The organism is Clostridium boliviensis, from assembly GCF_033342255.1.
Lineage (GTDB): Bacteria > Bacillota > Clostridia > Lachnospirales > Lachnospiraceae > Lacrimispora > Lacrimispora boliviensis.
The window spans coordinates 1-255 of record NZ_JAWONS010000134.1 but is presented as its reverse complement, the minus strand read 5'-3'; the positions used below and the strand labels follow the sequence as shown (position 1 = coordinate 255).

Sequence of the window (255 nt, the reverse complement as noted above, 5' to 3'; positions counted from 1 at the left end):
CCGGAGGTTGTCGGTCATTCCCCCGTCTACGGACACATATTTGCGGATGCCCGGCACTTCCTTCACGGACCCGACCGTATAGAGGGTCGTCCCGGCTTCCCCGACGATGCTGCGCCCCGGTTCCACCCAGATCTCGGGTAGCGGCAAACCCTCAAAACTCTGCCGGACCGCGGCGGTTATCGCCGCCACATATTTCTCCGGCGAGATGGGCCGATCCCCCTCCACGTAGCGGATGCCAAACCCGCCGCCCACATT

Annotated in this window: 1 pseudogene; it reads right to left on the bottom strand. The window is 63.9% G+C overall.

What is annotated here, in order from left to right:
• Window positions 1–255, bottom strand: a pseudogene (locus RZO55_RS10030) (diaminopimelate decarboxylase); the annotation flags it as partial.